The sequence below is a fragment of the Streptomyces endophyticus genome, assembly GCF_035798155.1.
GTDB lineage: Bacteria > Actinomycetota > Actinomycetes > Streptomycetales > Streptomycetaceae > Streptomyces > Streptomyces endophyticus.
The window spans coordinates 1-20,676 of sequence record NZ_JAOZYC010000166.1 but is presented as its reverse complement, the minus strand read 5'-3'; the positions used below and the strand labels follow the sequence as shown (position 1 = coordinate 20,676).

General features: G+C 69.9%; 11 protein-coding genes. 7 read left to right on the top strand and 4 right to left on the bottom strand.

The features are described from left to right. Nucleotides 1-29: 29 nt before the first annotated feature. Nucleotides 30-659: a hypothetical protein gene (locus OKJ99_RS34210; RefSeq protein ID WP_326022105.1), complete on the bottom strand. Its 630-nt coding sequence runs from the start codon at nt 657-659 to the stop codon at nt 30-32. Nucleotides 660-1,092: 433 nt separating this feature from the next. Between OKJ99_RS34210 and OKJ99_RS34205 the strand changes: the two genes are divergently transcribed. From OKJ99_RS34205 to OKJ99_RS34195, 3 genes are read left to right on the top strand one after another with little or no spacing between them, the layout of a single operon-like run. After that, a complete protein-coding gene (locus OKJ99_RS34205; RefSeq protein ID WP_326022104.1) occupies nt 1,093-2,289 on the top strand; it encodes a restriction endonuclease-related protein in 1,197 nt (398 codons plus the stop codon). Beyond that, complete coding sequence (locus OKJ99_RS34200) at nt 2,286-5,675, top strand: hypothetical protein (protein ID WP_326022103.1); 3,390 nt, start codon at nt 2,286-2,288, stop codon at nt 5,673-5,675. Before OKJ99_RS34205 ends, OKJ99_RS34200 begins: the two co-directional genes overlap by 4 nt. Beyond that, nucleotides 5,672-8,422 carry an RNaseH domain-containing protein gene (locus OKJ99_RS34195; RefSeq protein WP_326022101.1) on the top strand — a complete coding sequence of 917 codons (2,751 nt, stop codon included), beginning with the start codon at nt 5,672-5,674 and terminating at the stop codon, nt 8,420-8,422. The genes OKJ99_RS34200 and OKJ99_RS34195 overlap by 4 nt, the downstream gene beginning before the upstream one ends. Nucleotides 8,423-8,652: 230 nt before the next feature. Here OKJ99_RS34195 and OKJ99_RS34190 read toward each other — a convergent pair whose 3' ends face one another. Next, a complete protein-coding gene (locus OKJ99_RS34190; protein ID WP_326022100.1) occupies nt 8,653-9,963 on the bottom strand; it encodes a helix-turn-helix transcriptional regulator in 1,311 nt (436 codons plus the stop codon). Nucleotides 9,964-10,149: 186 nt separating this feature from the next. Between OKJ99_RS34190 and OKJ99_RS34185 the strand changes: the two genes are divergently transcribed. The 3 genes from OKJ99_RS34185 to OKJ99_RS34175 all read left to right on the top strand — a co-directional run bounded on the left by OKJ99_RS34185 (nt 10,150) and on the right by OKJ99_RS34175 (nt 13,767). Further along, nucleotides 10,150-10,581: a glycine-rich domain-containing protein gene (locus tag OKJ99_RS34185; RefSeq protein WP_326022098.1), complete on the top strand. Its 432-nt coding sequence runs from the start codon at nt 10,150-10,152 to the stop codon at nt 10,579-10,581. A 130-nt stretch (nt 10,582-10,711) separates the two neighbouring features. Continuing rightward, nucleotides 10,712-11,398, top strand: coding sequence for a class I SAM-dependent methyltransferase (locus tag OKJ99_RS34180; RefSeq protein WP_326022096.1), 687 nt, complete (start codon nt 10,712-10,714; stop codon nt 11,396-11,398). A gap of 131 nt (nt 11,399-11,529) precedes the next feature. After that, nucleotides 11,530-13,767 (top strand): restriction endonuclease subunit S domain-containing protein, encoded by a 2,238-nt coding sequence (locus OKJ99_RS34175; RefSeq protein WP_326022094.1) that lies wholly within the window; start codon nt 11,530-11,532, stop codon nt 13,765-13,767. A 260-nt stretch (nt 13,768-14,027) separates the two neighbouring features. Here OKJ99_RS34175 and OKJ99_RS34170 read toward each other — a convergent pair whose 3' ends face one another. Further along, a complete protein-coding gene (locus OKJ99_RS34170) occupies nt 14,028-15,050 on the bottom strand; it encodes a TniQ family protein (RefSeq protein ID WP_326022093.1) in 1,023 nt (340 codons plus the stop codon). A gap of 178 nt (nt 15,051-15,228) precedes the next feature. Between OKJ99_RS34170 and OKJ99_RS34165 the strand changes: the two genes are divergently transcribed. Next, nucleotides 15,229-17,535, top strand: coding sequence for a DEAD/DEAH box helicase (locus OKJ99_RS34165; RefSeq protein WP_326022091.1), 2,307 nt, complete (start codon nt 15,229-15,231; stop codon nt 17,533-17,535). A 306-nt stretch (nt 17,536-17,841) separates the two neighbouring features. On the opposite strand, the gene OKJ99_RS34160 is transcribed toward OKJ99_RS34165, so the two are convergent. Beyond that, complete coding sequence (locus tag OKJ99_RS34160) at nt 17,842-20,208, bottom strand: DEAD/DEAH box helicase (RefSeq protein WP_326022090.1); 2,367 nt, start codon at nt 20,206-20,208, stop codon at nt 17,842-17,844. Nucleotides 20,209-20,676 lie beyond the last annotated feature (468 nt).

The following is a 20,676-nucleotide window of genomic DNA, read 5'->3' as shown; positions in this document are numbered from 1 at the left end:
TGCTGCGTGGCCCGGCTGGGCGCATCGCCTCAGCCTGACTGCGGGAAGCTGGAGCCCTCGCCCACGTCGGGCAAGTCCTCGCCAGCTGCGGCCGCGTTGTCGCGGAGCACGCGTTGCACGGCGAAGGCCCAGTTCTCGATGCCCTCCAAGGACACGCCCTCGAACCAGACGTCGTTCTTGGTGTACATGACCCGGCCGGGTTCGGCGTCAGGAACTTGTTGGAGGAGCCTGGTCGCAGACGGGCCGGTCGGGTCTTCCCAGTGCTCGTGGAAGTTGCGGAGCAGCCGGATCATCTCCTCATCGGGAACGTCGGGCAGTCCCTCGCTCGGGAGTTCCAGCGCACACTTGCGCAGCTGGGCCGCCGCCGACAGGAAGAAGTACGTGTCGGCGGCGGCCGTCCACGTGACCCGCCAGGACATGCCGTCGCCGACTTCCCGCTCGGTGTGGGCCTTCCACCCGTCGGGGAGGGTGCCTGCCTCGCGCCGGTTGATGAAGAACTGCTCCGCTTGTGCCGCATTGAGGTCGCCGACCGCTTCGCGCAGCCGATCGGCCTGCAGGAGTGTCGTGAAGGCCCACATCATTGCGGCCTGGCGCCAGGTTGCCTCGTCCGTCACCTTGCTCATGGCCCGCGCCCCTGTCACGTCGTCGAAGAATTCCATGGTCCTCCCCGGTGCGGCAGGTTGCTCGCCAAGGCCCCTCCGAGGGGGTGACGTTCCCCGGCGGGAGGAGGCCACCTCCGGTGAGCTCCGGCCGAGGAGCGGGTTCCGTATGGTGCACCGCGGGGCCTGGCTTCACGGGACGCCGATGGCCCCGCCTTTGACGGGAAGGGCGCCGGAACGGGTGCAGGAGACCACGGGCTTCAGTAGTCAGCTCTTGCTACGGCAGATGACGGGCGAGGCCACGGAGGGGTGACTCCTTTGATCTGTTGACGCGTTCGAGGTCCCCTCACGGGACCTCTCCTGCACGCTGCGCCCACCTGCTGACATCCTCGCGCGTCGGACGTGGCGAACTCACCCAAAAGCAATCGTCATCGACATAATGAGGGCGAACCGTCCACCGGCGGGCCTCCTTTGAGGGTGAGGACCTCCTTCTGTGCTTGCTACCGATGCCGTGCCTGCCGAGATGGAAGAGCTCGATCCCGACCAGCGCACCGCCCTGGACGCGTTGGTCATCGCAGCCATCGCGTGGTGCAGCCCGGAAGGACAGGCGCGCGCCCGTGCCCGGCTGCTGATGGAGTGTCACGGCCGCTTCGAGCGTGCGTGCGGCGCATCCGGCAAGGGGGCGTCCTTCCCTGACTTCCTGGACCGGCTGGCCAAGGCCCCGGTCGGCGAGCTGCTGCCCGGGCCGACTTCGCGGTCGAAACTCTGGAACGCGCGCCTGCTCGAGGACGACGGCTCGGCCGCACCAATCCTGACACGGCTGGCGATGGAAGCCTCGGAACAGGACCAGCAGGTGCCTGGGACGGGCGCGGACCTGCGACACCTGCACAGCGTGCTGCGTGCCCTGGGCAAGCTGCCGTCAGGAACCCGGCTGTCACGCATCACGGCCGAGGCGGTGCAGCACGCGGTGTTTCGGGCACTCCAGCAGGCCGGCTTCACCGCCTACACCGAGGGCCGTCACGCCCTGATCACCCAGCCCGTGCTGGCACGCCGCGCCCTCGCCCGGCACACACAGCTGGTCGATCTCGGGGTGTACACGGCCATCTCGCCGATGCGGCAGTTCGCCGGATGGTGGGCTCCGTGCCCGTTCTGCCGGTGGACCATGCGCGCCGTCCCCAGAGGCCGCCACGCCGCCGACCTGAGCTGCGAGGACATCCGGCACACGGAGCGCGGCGCCCGGTTTCGGATGGCGCTGCAGGAGGGGCAGTGGCGGCTCACCCCCGCGGGCGGAGAGATCCGCGAAGCACCGCAACTGCGGCCGGTGGAGGGGCAGGTCGCGCTGTCCTACGGGCTGTGGCAGTGGATCGTCCTGCCGGGCCTGCTGGAGGTCGAGCTGAAGCACCGTGCCGAGAAGGCCGGCGCGCACGTGCACCTGTGGCCGTACGGCGACAGCTACGACCTGCACATCACGAAGAACGGCGTCACCTGGCGCGTCGACGTCAAGACCTGGGCGGATCCGCAGGGCATCGCGGAGCGGATGCGCGAGGACCCGGAGGGCTGCGCGGGGCTGATCGTGGTCATCCCCGAACACCTGGGCGGCTATGTGGGGGTCCTCGCCCGCGTCCTGGGCCCGCACGGCGCCCGGGTGTTGACCGACGTGTCCCTGATCGCCGAGGTGAGCACAGCATGAGCCGCGCCCTGGGCGCAGCCCTGGCCCTGACCGAGCACTACTTCCCGGCGCAGGACGCCGAAGGCCGGACCGTGGTCCGCATCGAGGACGCCCACGTCCTGCTGTCCGGGCAGGCCGCACACGTGTGGCCGCAGTGGGAGCACCTGACCTACGCAGAACAGCAGCGCATCGGCAGGCTCGTCGCCCAGCGCTCGCGCAGAGACGCCGACCTGGCCTCCCTGCAACGCCGGGTCCGCAAGGGATTCGACCAGGGGTGGGACGACCCCGTCGTGCACCGGTACGCGCCCGGGGCGCGCGAGGACTGGCGCATGACGACGGTCTACCCGCGGCACGGACAGCGCCCGCTGGAATCGGCCGACCGGCTGCTGGTTCCCGAACAGCGCCCGGTGCGCATCGAGGTGGCCACCGGGGGACCCTGGTCGGCCGCGAGCCCCCGGGGACCGGTCCAACTCGGCTTCGAGGACGGCCCGGTGGACTACGCCCCGCCCCGGGTAACCACCGTAGACGCCACCGGGCCGATCCCCGTCGACCCCGATCTGCTGGGATGGCTGACCCGCGCGGCGGACGACGCCATGGAAGGCGCCGCCTTCCGCGAGCACCAGGTCGGCCTCCTGCTGAGCGGCACGATGGGATCGGGAAAGATGCCGCCACCGTCCGCGGTCCCGATGGCCCCGGGGCCGCTGCGGCACCTGAGCGCGCCGACTGGAGTGGGAAAGAACGTCTTCGCCCGCGCCCAGGCCAAGCAACTGGCCCGCGACGGACACACCGTGGCCCTGCTGGTCAGCGACAACGCCGACGTCTTCGGCGAGGTGGCAACCCTGCGCCGGGAACTGAAAGCACTGCAGCTGGACGTGACGGTCACGCCACTGATCGCACCGGGCGGCCGCCACGAGTTCGCCCTGCAGACCGCGCACAAGGCCGTGGACGAGCACACCCCGCTGTCACAGATGCCGGACGAGCTACGGCAGCGGCTGGCCGAGGCCGGCTACGGCTGCGCCGTCCAGGACCAACTGGACGGACACGACAGGTTCACCGACGGCCAGGAGCCGTGCACCAGCCTGCGCCACAGCGACCCCGCCGAGTTCCCGGGGACGGCGCTGTGCCCGTTCGTGAGCCGGTGCGACAAGTTCTCCCACATCCGCGCCGCATGCTCCGCCCAGATCGTCGTGACCACCCATGCCTGCTTCCAGCGCGGCATGGTCAAAATTCCGGTCCTGGTCGACGGCGAACTGCGCCGGCAGATGAGCGTGCGGGAACTGCTGCTGCGCCGCGCACACCTGGTGATCATCGACGAGGTCGACGCCTACCAGTCCAGGGGCTTCGAGGCCTCCCAGAGCCTGGTACTGGCATCGGTCAGCGACCCGAACACCGCCCTGCGCAAGGTCCGCGACAACCTGCACCGCGCCCCCGCACGCCTGCGGGTGGAATCGCGGGGATCGCTCACCAGGGCCGTGTGGCTGGCCGAGCAGCTGCTCGACCTGGTCAGCAGCGGCGAAATCTGTACCGAGATCCGGCAGGCGCAGAAGCTGGCCGCTGGACAGGACCCACGCCGGGTCCGGCAGATCCTGCAGGACCGGCGGCGCTGGTACCAGCTCCACCGCTGGGACCGTGAACTGCTGGACAACTTGATCGGCGTCCGCGCCGATGCCAGCGCCGGCGCGGAACAGATGGACCAACTGCAGGCCCTGCTGCCGCCGGTCGCCGCCCGGCCGGAAGACCGTGTGGCCCCCGATGTCCTGCCTCAGCGGCTTCGTGGCATCCCCGGCCTGCTGGAACGGATGCTGAGCCTCGACGAGAGCGGCCAATGGGAACTCGACGCGATCAAGGAGCAGCTGCGGACGACCGTCGAGCACGCCGTCACACGGCTCGCCCAGGAACGCGCACGTCTCCAACACGTCCGACAGGGCGAGTCGGCAGACGACGACGCAGACCGCGGCAACAGTGAGGAGACGGACCAGGCGCAGTCCGCCCCGGTTCTCGCCGGCGGCGTGTTCCACGCGGTGATGATGAAGGCCTGGCTGAGCGCGCTGAACCACACCGTGTTCGACCTCGCCGACCGGGCGGGCGAACTCGCCGCACACGCCATCGACGGCGCCTCGGTCCTCGCCGACACCGTCGGCCACCGCGACACCGGGAACATCGTGCCCTTCGGCCCGCTGGGACAGCAGATCAGCGGCTTCCGGTTCGAGGGACTCGACGACCCCACCGCCAAGCCGCGCCTGCTCATGGAAGTCCTGCGCGGAGACCCCCACACCGAGACCGCCTACCTGGGCGACATCGTGTCCCTGGCGCTGGCCGGCCACCGACGGGTGGTGCTGGGCATGTCGGCCACCGGATACCTGCCGCAGGCCGCACGCACCCATCTGCTGGCCGAACCCCAATGGGCCATGCCCGACCCCCAGCGCGGCGGGCTGAGCATCTTCCGCAGCACCCCCGTCGTCGACAACCGCACCCTGGCCGTGGGCAGTACCCCCTTCCACGAGCGCGCCGAGCGCGTCGCCGCGCTCGCCCGCGGATATGCGCCGACCCTGGTGAAGGACCTCCAGCGGCTGGCGACCGACACGGCCACGGCCCACCGGGCCCGCGCACTGATCGCCGTCAACTCCTACCGCCAGGCCCGCATCTTCGCCGCCGCCCTGTACGAGGCCGCTCTCGCGCTCGGCCGCAAACTGAAGATCTTCGTGGCCACCTCCGACGAGGAGGACCCCGATCTGCCGCCGGTGCCCGACGCCGTCACCCTGGTCACCCGCGACCAGTTCTCCCAGCTCGCCGACCGGGGCGGCGACGTGCTCATCTCCCCGCTGCCGCGCACCGAACGCGGCCTGAACGTCCTGACCACGGCACCCTCGGGGAAACGCGAATCGGCCATCTCCCTGATCGCCCTCGCTATCCGCCCGGTGATGCCGGTCGACGAACCCGCCGCCCTGTCCGCCAGCGTCGCCGCCTGCGCCTGGCGCTCCGCTTCGCGCCACGACAGCACCACCACCCCCGCCGCCCGTCTGGCCGCCGCCCGCACCACGGCCCGCACCCGCCTGTGGACCATCCTCGCCGCCCCCAAGCGCTTCACTGCGCTCCCCGCCGACCTGCGCCGCGAACTGATCGCGACGGTCCTCGGGCAGTGCATCCAGCTCGCCGGACGCGGCCGGCGCGGACAGACCCACGTCGAACTCCACCTCATCGACGGCGCCTTCCACGACACCACCTGGGGCACCGACCTGCCCACCCTGGTGCGCGAGCTCTACGACAGCTACACCGCCGAAGAACTCGCCGGCACCGGCCGCGCCTACGGCTACACCGCCGAGGAACTCCTGCAGTACGCCCACGCCCCCCACCTGCTCACCGGGCTGCGCAAGGGGTACCCCGACCACTTCGGAGTGGCCGCATGACCGCGTGTCCCCCCGGCGACGAGCACCGCAAGCGTGCCGGCCTGCTGCAGTACCGCACCCATCCCAACGTCCTGGGCGCTGTCTTCGCTCACCGGCCCGGCCCGGTCGCCCTCGACACCTGGCACGACCTGTGCCGCGCCTACAGGGAACGGGTGGGCGACACACGACAGGACGTCCAGCCGCCCTACCGGCCCCTGGAAGCCATCCTGCGCGCAGTGCTGGGCACCTGGGCCCGCTGGGACGTCAGCAACGGCCAGGCACAACTGCTCACCGGCGCCGAGATGCCCGGCGAAGACCGCCGCGACGTCTTCCTCTACTGGGGCGAGGCCATCCTGCCCGACGGCCCGGGGCGCGCGGCCGTCCAGCGGCTGGCCGACGCGATCGCCGAAGCCCCGGCCGTGCCCTACCCCGACCTGCCCCGCCCCGTGGCCGGACGGCGCTCCCTGGACTGGTGGCCCGGGGAACTGGCCCGCTGGCGCCTGGCCGAGGACCTGGCCGCCCTCGAGTGGCAGCTCGGCGGCGCGCACCCGGCTCGCTTCCAGCTGTGCACCGACGGCACCCTCGCCGCCGTCGGCCACGAAGTGCCCAGCAGCCCGGACGGGGAGGGGCGGCAGCGCCGGCTCCTTCCCCGCATCAAGATCGGAACCGCCGCAGCGGGGCACTCCGCGCGCCATGCCGTCACCGTCAACGCCGTCACCACCCTGCTGGCCGACCGCTGGTACGGGGTCCGCACGGTCCTGCTGTCCAACCCCGAGCAACCCCTCGCCGTGGTCGCCCGCACCGACGGCCCGCCCTGGAGGCGCCGCCTCAATGTGCCCGCCGTCGCCGCCAGCCGCCGCCTGGCCGGACTGCCACGCCTGACCCACCGGGTGCCGCCCTTCCCCGAGGCCCTCGAGGAGGACCTCATCGCGGCCACGGCCGAGCTGGGCGCGGTGCGCGCCGTGGCCCCCGAAAGCGTCACCACCCCCGGCCTGGGCCGCGGCCACGGCATGGAGATGTTCCGCCGGATCGAGGAGCACATCGACCAGCACTGCGAGGCCTACCGGGACACCTCTCCTGTCTACATCGAAGTCCCCGGCCTGTCGGTCCCCACCGCCAAGACCGGGGCCCGCACGAGCGGCCCGATCCTTCCCCAGCACTTGCCCGCCGCCATGGATGCCGCCGGCATCGATCGCCTGCTGCTGGTGGTGCTCCACCACACTGACGAGGTCCGCTCACGGGTCCAACGCGAGATCGCACGCCAGTGGCACCTGGGCGACGACTTCGTCGCCTTCGACACCGAGGTGAAGCACGACGTCATCCCCGGCCGCGTGGACGTGCTCTTCCTCCACGACAAGGCAGGCGCCCTTGCACACGGCCCCGCCACCGCAGAACACCGCCAGCAGCAACTCGCCGAACTCCTCGCCCCCTTCCCCACGGAAGGAAAGGTCGTCGCCACCCTCTGCGAGACGCAGTGGGACCCCAACCGCAAGTACCCCACGCCCGAGGAGAGGCAGAAGGCGGAGGCCGAGGACGGCAAGTGGCCCTCCAAGCAGGCCCAGGCCCGGCTCGGCATCAGCGCGCAGTACATCAAGCAGGCCCCTGCGCCCGTGCCCACCCTCAAGAAGAACGGTGAACCGTGCTCGCCGTACTTCATCAAGAAGGCGACCGAAGCACGGGAGAGCGGACTCGTCAGCTCCACGGAGAACGCCCTGCGCGACCTGGTCCGCGGCCTGGACATCGTCGATCACCGCCTCGGCACCGCGTTCGGGAAACTTCCGCTCCACCCCTGGTGGCACATCGGCATCCACGTCCGCCGGCACGCCCAGCGACGCCAGTACGGTCACCGCAACACCAAACCCGCCCCAGTGACGATCACACTCGCGGCCATCCGGCCCGTCGACGGACCCGACGAGCCGTGGACCGCCTGGGCCTACTCGCCCATCACCTCGCAGTGGGAGCCCTACCGGCGCACGCGGCTCGCCGCCCACGCGGCTGACCCCGGATACGACGTCTCCGGCTTCCCCACCATCGGTGACGAGAGCCACCAGGCGTCGGCGGCAGCACAGATCACCGAAGCTGCGCTCACCGCTGCGCGCACCCAACTGCCCCTGCCCGGCCCCATGGTCATCTACGTCGACGGCGACACCACGGAATACATCTGGGCCGGCCTGCGCGACGAGAACCTCGCACACCCACCTCCCGCAGGCCTGCCCCGCCCCGCCTCCTGGCTGCCCGGACACGGCCTGCCCCCGGCCCAACGGCCCCTCGCCGTCGTCCGCACCATCAACGACCTCGAACGCATCGGCCGGCCGACCGGCGCGTACGTCTGGGGCAACAACGAGCAGTGGCGCCGGACCAAGACCAGCGAGAGCCCGTACCAACTCGTCTCCGACGACGGAACGGGCTACCTTCCCGACTTCCTCCTCACCACCGTGCCGCGCCCCTGGGCCGCCGGACCTCCCGGCCGCTTCGGCTCGGACTTCTCGCGCTTCGCCCCGGAAGCCGCCAAACGGCAGGGGAAGAACGGCTACGCCCACACCGCCGTACGCCTCACCGCGATCCCCACCACCGACGATGCCGATGCCGACCTCATCGGGAAGGCGGGCGTCGTCCTCATCAACCAGGGCGTCAGCTGGGACGGCCGGCAAACCGAGCCCACCCCTCTCCGGCTGGCGAAGCAGATCGACACCAATCACCCCTACTACCGGCGCAGTTGTGAGGAGCCCGAAGACTCCCCGCCGCCCCCCGCGGCCATGGACAGCTAGCCCCGGCGTCTCACGGCACAGGTCCGGAACCGCACCGAGCCCCGCCCGGCACATCTGCTGGGCGGAAAAGCGTCGGCCGACGGACCGGTCACGGCAGCGCAGCCGACATCGGTGCGGTGCCCCTCGCACCAGCGGAGGAAGGCGCGCGGGTCGGACTATGGAGAGGACGGGCTTCGTGTGGCAAACGGACACGCCTTGCGTGCAGACGCACGGCCGGCTGCCGACTGCCTCTACGCAGTCAGGGCTCCGGTACGCCGGGCGAAGGCCTGCAGTCCGGGGATGTCGCCGGGCTGGTAGAGGAGCTCGGCGGTCAGCGCCCGCATCGAGGGGCGGCCAACCTCCTGCGGGGCTTCGCGTTCGGCCGCACGCAAGGCCCTGAACGCGCGCTCGGGCTTGTCGAGGCGCTGCCAGGCGCGTGCGACGTCGGTGTAGTAGCGGCCGCGGCGCTCCGCCGATGCCAGGCGACCGGCCGGCAGCCGGCGGGCGTGGGCGACGGCCTGGGTGTCCTGGCCGAGGGCGTGGTGGATGCTGATCCGGTACGCGGTGCAGTGATCGAGAGTGTGCTCGCCCGCGGTGTAGAGGTCAGGTTCGGGCCCCTTGAGGCGGTGGGCGGCACTCTCGGCCTCGGCGGCGAGGTCGGTGGCGGTGGCCGCGTTGCCGCTCTGGGCGGCGGTGTAGGCGGCGGTCAGAAGCAGCGAGCCGTACACGGCCAGCGCCCCGGCGTCAGCGGCCGCACGGTCCGCCTCGAGGCTCAGCGCGGTGTGCTGGAGGAGGTCGACGGCCGCACCGGGGCTTCCGCCGCGGCGCATGGTGATGGCCAGCACGCGGGCGGCCTCGCCGATCACCGTGGACCTGCCGGCGTCCTGGGCGGCGTTCAGGGCGCGGTCGGCGGTCGCCCAGGCGAGGTGCTTGTGCTGCTTGATGGCGAGGCGGCTGGCCAGGATGTAGGCGTGCGCGGTGGCTGCGGCGGCCCTCTCGCGCTGGGGGCCGGTGGCCGCGGTGCGGGTTGCCTCGGCCGCCTTGACGATGTCGGGCAGCTGCGCGGCGAGCGCGTCGTACTCGGCGGCGCGGAACGTCCGGCGGGCGGCGGCGAGCTGCTCCTCAAGGGCGGTCAGGGCCACGGGGCTGCCGGTGCGGGACTGGTACAGGAGCCGCTCCAGATGGTCGGCGGGCTCATGGGCGGCCGCGCTGCCGGGGACGGCGAGGGCCGCGCCGACACCCAGGGCTCCTGCCAGCAGTTCGCGCCGTCGCACGGGATCACTCTCCTGGTTCGGTTTCCGGGCCACCCTAGTGCGGCCGGCGCGGGCCGGGACGTTTTCACGGGGGCGTGCCGCGACACCGAGCTCCTCGACGCTGAGGTCGAGCACGTCGGCCAGCCGGGCGGCGGTCTCCAGATCGAGTCCGGCACGGCCGGACTCGATGCGGCTGATCTGGGAGGCCGAGTAGCCCACGGTGCGGCCGAGGTCGGCCTGGCGCATGCCGGCCAGGGTGCGCGCGGCCCTGATGACCAGGCCCGCGCCGGGTGCGGTCTCGGTGCCCATGTTGCCTCCCCTGGCCGCCGCTTCTCCCTGGAAGGGATGCCCGGATTCGGGCGACGGCGCACGCACGATGCGTGCCGGTTCCGCACACCGTGTGCGCGACGCCCGCGATCGGCCATGACGCCGCGCGGGGGAGGGGAGTTGGGGACCGAGCGGCCGATGGGCGGCCGCCCGACGGGAGGATCTGTCATGGCGACAGCGGTAGCACTCCGCGATCCGCGGGCGTTCGTGGACCCGCAGGTGTGGGAGCGGGAGATCACGCTGATGGTGCGGGACAACCCGTTCGACGAGGTGATGGCTGAGCGGCTGTTCGGCCAGGCGGTCGCGTACCTGATCACGGCGATCGAGAAGTGGGGGCAGGGCCTGGAGATGTGCTGCGGCCGCCTGGTCGACATGGCGGTGCACGCGTTCATCCTCGACACGCGGCACTACCGCGAGTTCTGCGAGAAGCACTTCGGCAGGTTCCTCGAGCACATCCCGGAGATCGAGTTCAAGTACGACGGGAGCGTGGAACGCACCGCGCACATCATCGAGGACAACGGGTTCGCGGTCGACTGGCCCTTGTGGAAGCGGGACTTCGGCAAGTGCGGGCCGTGCCGGCCCGGGGAGAACTGCCACTGACCCAGCATCCCGGCGGCCCGGCACCACCCTCCCTGAGCGGTGCCGGGCCGCACAGCTCCGCGCACTCGTGTGCGTGAATCTGCGCGAGGGCCCAGTGGCACCCTGAGCCGCGCCGCTAGATTCTCGTCGCATGCACCGCACCGCGCCGTCGCACCTGACCGACTACTGGGACCGGTACAAGCCGCAGCACCTGCACGAGGGCCCGCCGCCCGAGGTGGACGCCTTCGAATGGACGCAGTACCCCGGCCATGGCCCCGGCGCGGAACTCCTCGGCTCCCCGGCCACGGCGCTCGAACTCGGCTGCGCGGAGGGCCGCGAAGCCGTCGTCCTGGCCCGCAGCGGCGTGCACGTCACCGCCCTGGACTTCGCGCCGGCACAGGTCAGCCGCGCCCGCCGCTGGTGGAAGCAAGTGCCCGGGCTCGAGGTCCGCGAGGCCGAGGCCTGCTCCTACCTGGCGTACACCCGCACGCAGTTCGATGCGATCTACTCGGTGTGGGGCGCGGTCTGGTTCACCGATCCGGAACAGCTCCTGCCCCTTGTCGTCGGCCGGCTGCGCCCCGGGGGAGTGTTCGCCTTTTCCCAGGCCGAGCCGGTTGCGGAGTATGGCCCGCAGCCGATGCGGGGCAAGTGGCTCGAAGGAGGCGACAGCGAACTGACCGTACTGCGCTGGCAGTACACCCCCGAGTCCTGGGCCGACCTGCTCAAGCGGCACGGCTTCACCCACATCGACGCGAAGGTTCTCCCGGCGCCCGAACCCGACCGACTCGGCACCTTGATCGTGCGCGCGGAACGCCCTGCAGGGCTGCCGCACCCATGATCGTCACAGCCCTACGGTCTGCGTGTCGACCACGACCTCGACGAACAGCGGGGTGAATCAGGCCGGCCAGCCCTCTGTGCACGACGACCGATCATAGAATGCGCGCGTTGCCTGGCTTGGGGGAGGGGCGAGTGACGCACGGGGCGGAACCAGCGGAACACCACGCGTCAGAGCCGTCACGGCTGTTCTTCGATTCCGCGCGCCTGGCTGGAGTCGGCCTCGCCGGTAGTGCTCCTGCGGCCATCAGCGTGGACGGCTCCCACCCCGCGGCACACCTGATCAGCCAGGAACAGCCCGTCGAGACGGTTGGATGGGACGATGCAGCCGAGCTTGCCTCCGCGCGCCTCCGCGAGCAGCCGGTCGTGCTGGTGGCTGGAATCACTGACCTCATGGCCGACGGCACTGCCGGTACGGATACCCCGCTCAGGACGGTGCTCGAGCGGCTGGAGTCGCCGTCAGACGATGCACTGCTCGGCCTTCTGCTGCCTGCCTCATTGATCACCTCGCGACGGCACCAGGGCTTCCGGGCATCTATGGCGCGCCGCTGGCAGCCGGCCGGCGTCATCTATTCCACCGGAGCGCTTCCCGAGGCCCACCCCTCCGAGCAACTCGTCCTGCTCTACGTGCGGCCACGTTCCGCGCAGACACGGAAAGTGCACGTCTTCCGCGTCCCGCGGACCGGAAGGGGCGCCGACGTGGAGCAAGAGCTCACGCACCTGCTCGCACAGCCGTCCGGGTCGACGGAACACGGCTACGTGCTGGCCCAGCCGTGGACAGCGGAGGCCAACTGGCGGTTCGACCCGTCCGCAGCCGCGCCCCCTCCGGCCGACGCCGCAGAGCCGGACGCGAACATGGAGGCGGAACGCTCCGCCCGCACCTTCGGCGACCTGTTCGAACGCGTGAAGACCGCCCGCAAGGACGCCTTCCCTCATCTCGACCAGGGGGCACCAGGGGCAGTGCGGCTCCTCCGGTTCCGGGACTTCTCCGCCGGAACGCTCGTGCCTGCCGAGGAGAACGATGCTGTGTGGGCAGAGATTCCCCCGGACCGCCAGCTGCAGGCCGGTGACATCGTCATGCAGAGCGTGCTCCACGAGTCCACCACGCGCGGCCCCGCCGTAGCAGTGATCGCGCCGGAGGACCTGCCCGCTGCCCTCGAGGGCTCGATGAACTTTGCATTCCGCCTCAAGCAACCGGTCGAGGACCACCATCTGCGACTGCTCGTCGCCTACCTCAACTCAGCGGTTCTGCAGCGATACACCGCAGGTGGGACCATCCGCCGTGTCCAGTGGAAGGCCATTCAGGACCTGCCGCTGCCCGCGCCGGACGAAGCCCTTGTGGATGCACTGGACGAGCTCAACGAGGCGCGGCGACGCACTCTGGCATGGCACCGTGAAGCGACCGCGCTGCGGCAGTCCTCCTTCACCGACCGCGATCGCGAGGCAGCCAGACAGCGCATCATCACCGAAGGCCGCGTGCTGCGTCTGCGAGTGGAGGCGGCATCTCAACTCGACGACGACAGCTACATCTACCGCACGACACTGCCGTACCCCATTGCCCTGCGTTGGCGCGAGGTCGAAGCGAAGGTAAGCATCACCGACGACCCCGGACCGGCCTATCAGGCAGTACTCGCGACCGCTGAGATCCTCTTCTGTTACTGCGCCCTGGTCGCGGCCGCTCTTGCCTACTGGGAGGGCGTCACGATCCCGAGGATGTCCGACATCCGCAGCCGTCTCACCTCGGGTGGCAACCCTCCAGGGTTCGGCGACTGGGTTGCCGTCCTGCAGGAACTGCCCTCAGCCGTTCGACACCTGGGGCTGCAGCCCAATCACCCTCTGACCGAGTTCGCGTCCTTCGGGGCCGACCAGGACGTCCTGGCAGCACGAGTGCGCATCTACGGCCAGCGCAACGACGAAGCACACGAGCGGCGGGCTGATGAACTCGACCTGCCCGGTGCCCTCCAGACCGCACTGGCAGACCTGAAGTTTCTCCTCAAACGCGCCCTGTTCCTGGCAGACCTGCCGCTGGCCCACGTCACCTTGGTGCGCTGGGATGCCTTGCGGGAGAAAGCATCGGTCGACCATCACCGCCTCATGGGCGACCACCCCATTGTGCCGATCAGCATCCTGGAGCAGGACCACCCCGGGCTCGAAGTCGGCAGCCTGTACGTCATCGACAGCGAACGACGCCTCCACCTGCTACGCCCGTTTCTCACACGCCAGCTCTGCAAACGGTGCAGGGCCTGGTCCACCTTCCACCTCGAGCGAACCCACAACGGGAAGGTATTCCTCAAGAGCCTCGAACATGGTCACCCGCTGCCTGTGGAAGAGCCTTCAATGCAAGCAGCGCTGCAGCAGGTCGGGTTGCTGTGAAGTGTTGGCCAGCGCAAGCCTGCTCGCATCCCGAGCACACTCAAGTTCCCGTCCAGCGCGTGAAATCGCTGCGCCACGGCGAGGCCGAGGACTCACTTGCCGTCCTGAGCCCACCCCCGCCGGCTGTCCGTCTTCCCTGCCGGCATCCGAAGCACCTGCCGGGCCCTCGACTCAACTCCCGAGGCCAGCAATAAGATCCAGCCCCGCAGTGAAGAACAGGTGCCCTGACCCGTACGCGATGCACAAGCCCGTGACCGAGGTCATCCGTCCCCGGGCATGCACGAGCGCTGCTGCAGGGAACCGACGCGGGATGCGATCCGGTTGTGCCGTGCTGCCAGTACGAGACGCCGCGGCCCCGCGAACCCGGCCGGCGCGCCGTCGGCGGAACGGCTGTGCCGCTCCAGCCACTGCAACAAGGCATCCTTGCCCGCATCGAAGTCGATGTCCCACACATCGGCCCGATGCTGCACCTGGGCCAGCCACCGGGCCCGATCACCCCGGGACCGCTGCCCGGCCTGCTCGAACCGCAGCATCAGCCAGGCCAGTTCCGCCGCCTCCGGCAGCACAATCAGCGGTACCGCTCGCGCCGAGCGGGCATCCAGACCCGCCGTCCAGGCCCGCTGCACCCACACCAGAGAGTCAGGCGCATACCCCCACCACTCGTACATGACCTGGCAGGCATCGGCGAACAGCTCCGGCCCGGCCAGCTTGAACTTGCCCTCCAGACGACGGCGTTCGCGCTGCGCCGCCACGCACTCCGGCAGCGCCCTGAGATCGACGGTCTCCGGCTCGCTGCCACGAGAGTCGTCCGTCCACCGCAGATGCCGTCCGCACACCTGCCAGCTGTCCGCCGACAACAGCCACACCGGATCGCCGATGCCGCGACGGCAACGGCACAACGGGCACCAGGGAACCGGGCTCCCGCCCTCTGCTTTCCACGTCCAGCGCCATACCGGCGCCCCCGCCCCCGCCCGCGACAGCAGACGGTGGTCGGCCAGCGACGGCAGCGCCCACCGCAGCAGCTCCACGCTCCGCCCGGCCAGCACGGCCAGGTACTCCCGTCCCGCCGCGTTCACGTCCATCTCGGTGTACTGCGGATACTTCTCGACCTGAGCCGGATCCGACGACCCGTCGCCCTGCCCGACCCGGTCGAGGAACTCCGCCAGCCCCAGCCCGTTGGCCCGGGCCAGCCGTGCGACGAACGACCCGGTCGATTCACCGGCGACCGGCCGCACCCGCACCGGCAGCGGACGGTGCGGACCCAGCAAGTGCTCGAGCGACATGGGCAGCCCCCTCCGCCGAAGCACAACGCTTCTCATTACGAGGCTCCGGCGCCGCCACTCCACCGGTCAAGAGCCCCTTACACCTTCGGGTGAACTCCCTTATACGCGTGGCGCGTCGCCCTGCCGGCCTGCTCACTCTCAAGCTGAGGACCGCCACGACACCGGGGGAGGACCACACGTGGCAACCCTGAACAGAAACGGGCTGAAGACCCCGTTGTACGGTCACCAGGACATCGCCGTCGACCACATCGTCACCGAGTTCTCCGCAGGCGCCACCCGCGCCACCGCCATCATGGCCACCGGCACCGGCAAGACCCATGTCGCACTCAACGCCGTGCACGAGACCGCCCCCGACGGCCGCGCCCTCGTCCTGGTCCCCACCCTGGACCTGCTGGAACAGACCGCAGGAGTGTGGCGCAGCGAAGGACGCCAAGGCCGCTACGTCGGCATCTGCTCGCCCGACGAGGTCCGTGGCCGTTCCATGACCGCCCTGTTCACCCTGGTCGGCACCCCGGAAGAGCTGGCAGAGACTGCTGCCGACACCGACGGCCCGCTCAACGTGTTCTGCACCTACCAGTCCCTGGGCAAGGTCGTCGAGGCGCACGCCGAGCACTACCTGCCGGCCTGGGACATGATCGTCGCCGACGAGGCCCACCACACCGTCGGCTCCATCGAAAAATCCTGGGCCACCGTGCACGACAACCGGGCCGTCCCCGCCCGCCACCGCCTCTACCTGACCGCGACCTACCGCAAGTTCGACCGTGACGCCGCCCTCCTGCACGGCGTCCCGACAGTCGAAATCGCCTCCATGGACGACCAGAGCCTGTTCGGCCCCATCGTCTACCGACTGTCCATGGCCGAAGCCATCCAGCAAGGCCTGCTCGCCGACTACCGCGTCGCTGTCATCACCATCAGCGACCGCCAGCTACGCAAAGTCCTCAAGGGACGCCTGTCCAGCTACACCGCCGAAGCCCTGCGCGCCGCCGCCTCCCAAATCGCTCTCCTGACCGCCCAGATGCGCTACGACCTGCTGCGCACCCTCTCCTTCCACCCCTGCATCGCCGCCGCCGAATCCTGCGCCGAGGCCCTCCCCGAAACCGCAGCCCACATCCCCGGATACGACACCTCCCGCCTGCAGGTCAGCACCGTCAACTCCAGACAAGCCCCCTTCGTCCGCCACCAGAACTACCAGGCCTTCCGCTCCATCCCCCTGACCGCCCCGACCGACCAGCCGCCGCAGCGGGCCGTATTGACCAACTGCCGCTGCTGCGCCGAAGGCATCGACATCCCGGCGATCGACTCGCTGCTGTTCGCCCACCCCAAGACCAGCAGCATCGACATCGTCCAGTGCATCGGCCGCACCCTGCGCCAGACCCCGGGCGAAGGCAAGATCTCCACCATCATCCTGCCCGTCTACGCCGCACCAGGACAGAAGATCTCAGACGCCACCCGGCGCACCAAGTTCAACCTGATCTACCAGGTCCTCATCGAACTCAGCGTCTACGACGAACACCTCTTCCACCGCGTCGAGTTCTTCAACGCAGACTACGAAGCCGTCGAACCTCAGATCGCCGCCCGCCCCGAACGCGTCGACGAGATCCTCGCCGTCCTCGGCCTCAACCACGTCGAAGCCCCCAACGAGGTCTGGGAGCTCGGCTTCGAAGAGGCCCAGCGCTACTACGACGAACACGGCGACCTCAACGTCGCCAGCCGCTACCTGAGCAAGGGCCGTTTCCACACGGGCTGGTGGCTGGGCCAGCAACGCTCCCTCAACTGCAACCGCATGCTGCTGCCCGAACGCTTCAAACGCCTGAGCGCACTCGGCATGACCTGGGAGCACCCGCCCCACAGCATCGAGTACAAACTCGACATCGCCCGCGACTACACCACCCGACACGGACACCTCGCCCCACGCACCCACGAACACCACGCCGGCATCGCCCTGGGCCGCCACGTCGCCGACTGGCGCAGAGAAGTCCGCCACCGCACCCTCCCGGACTGCTACCGACGCGCCCTCAACGACATCTACCCCTGGTGGGACGCCCGCTGGAAACAGGACTGGAAACGCACCTACGCGGCCGCCCTCACCGCAGCCCGCCGAGGAGAACTCGCCTTTCCCGACCTCAGCCCCGACAGCGACGACACCCCGCTCACCAACTGGCTCGACCAGCAGATCGACAAGCTCGGCAGACTCACCAGCATCCAGCACAACCTCCTCGGCGCACTCCCCATCAGCCACCCCCTCGCCCTCCTGCTACGGCCCCCGCGCGGCAGAAACGAACTCGCCTTCGCCCGCGGACTGCGCGCAGCCCGCACCTTCTGGCGCCAGAACCAGCACCTCGACGTCCCCCGCGACCACATCAGCTACCAGGACAGCGGCCCGATCCGCCTCGGCAACTGGATCCACGAGCGACGCCACAACCCCGCCCAGCTCACCGACGAACAAATCGAGGCACTCCAAGCCCTCGACATGCGCTGGATCTGAACCGGCCAACAAAGGACCCGACGCGCGCCTCGGCCAGAGATGGTCTCGCCGCCGCCCGAGGGCCCGCGGTGCCCTTGTACGCTGGGCGTGGGGTGCCTGGCACGCCCAGCGGCCGAGGCGCCGCCGGATTCGCTGAAGTCGGTGGGGCTGCCTGGGGTCGCCACCAGCGAGGCAACCACACCAACGGCCACTCGCTCCGGATCACCGCCCCGCTTGAAGATCAGGCGGCGCCCGCGCCCTCGCACCTCAACGAACCACCTGCCTGCCCAGCATGGAGAGCAGCAGCATCACCCACGACTCCCAGCCTCACTGCCAGCGCATACCTGTCGCCTCCAGGTCAGAAACACGATCAGGGGCCAACTTCCCCCGTCGATCCCGGCAGTTGGCGATGAAGACCCCCAACGCGTACTCCGCCCCGTCCACCGTCTCGACATGAGACCGCGGCACCTCCAAGTGCCCCTCACGCCGCGCGTACTGCCGAGCTGCCTCAAGATTCGCCGCCCACTTCTGAGCACGACTGCGCCGCTGCACAGGGGCGGCCGCCCGCTGCACAGGCTCAGCTGACGGTCGCAGCCCGAGCACCTCACTCAACATCCACTGCTGCGCCACACTCAAGCCGTCCCAGCGCATCGTCTGCTCGCGCGCCCACCGCCCCAGATCGTCCCCGGCCACGACCACAGCCCCCACCTCCGCCATCAGCGACCCACCGCCGGCCACATGAAGTCGGGCCAGGTGAAAGCACCGCTGCCAGTCCACCGGCCACCGTGGACACCACGCCGGATCAATCTCCTCGAGCTCCTTGCGCCGCTCCACACTCAACCCTCCAGAGCCCTCACCGCGCCGAGCCGCCGCACGCTGGTTCTTCAACCACACCCCGACCGCGAAGCCCTGCCACACCGCATCCCGCGGCGCCAGCAGGTGCCCGTGCTCCGCCGCCCACCCCTTCGCCGCATCCAGCCCCTCATCGAAGGCCAGAGAGTGACGCGACCAGACCATCCCGACCTCATCCAACGCCCGCACCCGCTCCACCGGCATCTGCCCCTGCCGGTGCTCCTGCCTCTGCGTCGCGATCCACACCCCCAACGGAAACCCATCCGGCGCACAGTGCCCGTACGGAACCCGCAGGTGCCCCTCGTCCGCCCGAAATGCCAACGCCGAAGCCAACCCCCGCCGCCAGTAATCGCCCTCCGGCCGCAGCACCCGCGCCGAGATGAACGCCGCCAACTGCACCGGATCCCGCTCCTGCGAGAACGACAGCAACGCCCCAGCCCGCTTGCCCGCCCCCGTCGCTGAGCCCGGCGCCGCACCGTCACCAGAGACCTGGGCCACCGCGAGCTGCTCGACAGCCTCCGCATCATGAGCCCGCAACGCAGTCAGAACCTTGATCAGATCCCCATAGGCCCGCGAAGCCAGCATGTCGTCCGGCTCCTCACCTGCACCCAAGAACACCGGAACCACCAGCGACGCAACCTTGCCCTCACCAGGCCGCATCCGCAGCGCCCGCCCCACTGCCTGCACCACATCCGGAACCGACCCCCGCACATCCGCAAAGACCACCGCGTCACACTGCGCCGTATCCACACCCTCACCCAGCACCCGCGCCGACGACAGCAGACACCGCTCCATCACGGCGTCCTCCACCACCCCGCCGCCGAACACATCAAGCACCGCACGGCGATGCGCCACCTTGTGCTCCCCACACAGCCACTCCGCCCACACCAGACCCGGCTGCGGATACGCGGCGCCATCCGCCTCCCACAGCACCCGAGCAACCCGCGGCACCCCCCGAGCAAACGCCTCCGCCTCACTCGTCCGGTGATGAAAAGTCAGCACCTTGCGCAACCGATGCTCCGCCGACGTCTTCAGCACCGCCGTCTGCAACGCCGCCAGCCGCTTCCCACGTGCCACATCCCCAAGCCGCTCACTACCCACGAGCTCAGCCGCCTGGACCTGCGGGTCAGAAATGTCGACACACACCACCTGGTACCGAGCAATCAACCCCCGCTCGATCGCCTCTGCCATCGGCAGCCTGAACACCACCGGGCCAAACACCGACTCGTCATCCATCGACGCCACCTCAGCAGCCCCCTTCTCAGATGCCTCCCACAACCGCGGAGTAGCCGTCATATACAAACGCCGCAGAGCCGGCACCTGCGTATCGTCATGCACCGCCGCCCACGGCTTCCCCCACACACCAGCCGTACGGTGCGCCTCATCCACCACCATCAGATCCCACGCACCGAGCCCCGCCTCGTGCGCACGCTCCAGCACCCCAGCCCCTACCGAGGCATACGTAGCAAAGACCGTGCTCGTCTCCGCCCCGCCCACCCAACCGGCCAGCTCGGCAGCATCGGTAGAGCAAGGCATGCCCAGCGACCGCCCCTCACGCCGATCGCACACCCCGAACATCCGCCCCGCGCGACCACCTTCACGCCACGCGGCAAGCATCTGTCCCATCAGGTCCAACGTAGGTACCACGACGAGCACCCGGCGGGCACGCAGTCCCTGCGCGGCACGGACGCCCACCAGGCTCTTGCCGGTCCCAGTGGCGGCGATCACCTGTGCCCGAAGCCCACCGGCTGGCCACCCCGAGTCAGCCGGGGTCCCCAGAGCGCGCACAACCGCATCCACTGCTTCGACCTGATGCGGGCGTAGACGCTGATGATCAGTCACGAACGTGCTCCACTCTCGATCAGTGCGGGGGTAGTAGCCCCTCAGATTAGATTTTATCCGCGGACATTTTGATGCAGCTTCCTGGAGACAGGCCGGATCACACCAGCCAGACAACCCCTTGAACTGTGCCCTGCAGCCCCCGGCCATGCACGCCATACGGGCAACAATCACCCTCACAGGTTGGTGTGTGACAAAGCCTGATGCCTCGTCACACACCATGATGAGAACCGTCAGTCCCTTGCAGTGGCGAGCCACCGAGACGCCCCTACCTGTTGCCAGCCTGGCCCGCGCCAGCGGGCCAGGTTCGGAGGCGAAGCCGCAGAACTAAGCAGGGGAGCGAAGCGGACCTGCCACCGGAGCGCTTCGCGCTCCGGCCAGCCCGCAACGCGGGCTGTTTTTCAGGCTGTTGGAGCGAAGCGGAGACAGCCGCGCGAGCTTGCTCGCGCCCGATCCGCAACGCGGATCGGA

What these genes read in the sequence shown, in the direction of transcription:
- OKJ99_RS34210 (WP_326022105.1), bottom strand. Translation starts at nt 659, where the DNA reads ATGGAATTCTTCGACGACGTGACAGGGGCGCGGGCCATGAGCAAGGTG.
- OKJ99_RS34200 (WP_326022103.1), top strand. Translation starts at nt 2,286, where the DNA reads ATGAGCCGCGCCCTGGGCGCAGCCCTGGCCCTGACCGAGCACTACTTC.
- OKJ99_RS34195 (WP_326022101.1), top strand. Translation starts at nt 5,672, where the DNA reads ATGACCGCGTGTCCCCCCGGCGACGAGCACCGCAAGCGTGCCGGCCTG.
- OKJ99_RS34190 (WP_326022100.1), bottom strand. Translation starts at nt 9,963, where the DNA reads ATGGGCACCGAGACCGCACCCGGCGCGGGCCTGGTCATCAGGGCCGCG.
- OKJ99_RS34185 (WP_326022098.1), top strand. Translation starts at nt 10,150, where the DNA reads ATGGCGACAGCGGTAGCACTCCGCGATCCGCGGGCGTTCGTGGACCCG.
- OKJ99_RS34180 (WP_326022096.1), top strand. Translation starts at nt 10,712, where the DNA reads ATGCACCGCACCGCGCCGTCGCACCTGACCGACTACTGGGACCGGTAC.
- OKJ99_RS34170 (WP_326022093.1), bottom strand. Translation starts at nt 15,050, where the DNA reads ATGTCGCTCGAGCACTTGCTGGGTCCGCACCGTCCGCTGCCGGTGCGG.